This window comes from Nonomuraea sp. NPDC048916 (assembly GCF_040649575.1).
GTDB lineage: Bacteria > Actinomycetota > Actinomycetes > Streptosporangiales > Streptosporangiaceae > Nonomuraea.
Window position 1 is genome coordinate 1 of the sequence record NZ_JBEZFS010000124.1, and the last position, 1,195, is coordinate 1,195.

1 protein-coding gene is annotated in these 1,195 nt (G+C 63.3%); it reads left to right on the forward strand.

Annotated features, from left to right (window positions below; all coding sequences use genetic code 11):
* Positions 1–50 precede the first annotated feature (50 nt).
* Entirely contained in the window at positions 51–1,184 is a 1,134-nt protein-coding gene (locus AB0C16_RS40035; protein ID WP_357691371.1) for an IS630 family transposase, read from the forward strand.
* Positions 1,185–1,195 lie beyond the last annotated feature (11 nt).

Consider the following 1,195-nt stretch of genomic DNA (forward strand, 5'->3'; position numbering starts at 1 on the left):
CGCCGATCAAGGTCCCACCTCGGTCGGCGTGATCGTTTCAGACTGCTGTGGTGGCTGAACGGGTTCGCGTCCGCGAGATCGATGACGATGAAGGCAACCGGCTGCTGCGGATCGTACGGCGGGGCACCGGGTCGGTGGTGACCTGGCGGCGCGCGCAGATGGTCCTGTGGTCGGCGCAGGGGATGACGGTGGCGAAGATCGCCGAGTTGGGCTTCACCAGCGAAGACCGGGTGCGCGATGTGATCCACAACTTCAACGCTGACGGGTTCGAGTCGCTGTACCCCAAGTACAAGGGCGGACGCCAGCCGAAGTTCACGCTGCCGCAGCGGGTTGAGATCAAGAAGATCGCCAAGTCCAAGCCCGCCGAGCATGGGCTGCCCTTCTCTCGCTGGAGCCTGGCCAAACTGGCTGATTTCCTGGTTGCCGAGGGGGTGGTCGACGACATCAGCCATGAGGGCCTGCGCGAACTTCTACGTGCAGAAAGTGTCTCCTTTCAAGCCATAAAGACCTGGAAGAGCTCCCACGACCCCGATTACGCGATGAAGAAGGCCCGGATCGAGCATCTCTACGCCGTCGCCGACGGCCAGGTCATCCCCGACGACGGTGAGCCAACTGTGATCTTCTGCATGGACGAGTTCGGGCCGCTCAACCTCCAGCCTCGTCCAGGCCGGCAGTGGGCTGAGCGGGGCGGCAAGGGCAGGGACCCCGAACGCGAACCCCGAACGCGTATGCGCGCCACCTACACCCGCACCCAGGGCGTTCGACACCTGTTCGCTGCCTTGGACCTGGGCAAGAACAAGTTGTACGGGCATATCAAGAAGCGCAAGCGACGCGGAGAGTTCCTGGAATTCTGCCGCTACCTGCGCAGCCTCTATCCGATCGAAGTCCGGATCGCGATCATCTGCGACAACTTCAGCCCCCACCTGACCACCAAGAAGGACAAGCGGGTGGGCGAATGGGCGGAAGCGAACAACGTGGAGATCGCCTACACGCCCACCAACTCCTCGTGGTTGAACCGCATCGAGGCCCAGTTCACCGCGCTGCGCGAGTTCACCCTCAACGGCACAGACCATGCCAGCCACCGCGAGCAGGGCAGCATGATCCGCCGCTACATCGCCTGGCGCAACCGCAACACTCACAACCCCCGCCTACGCAGGATCATCAACAGGGCGAACGTGGCCTGATGCGGCACTAG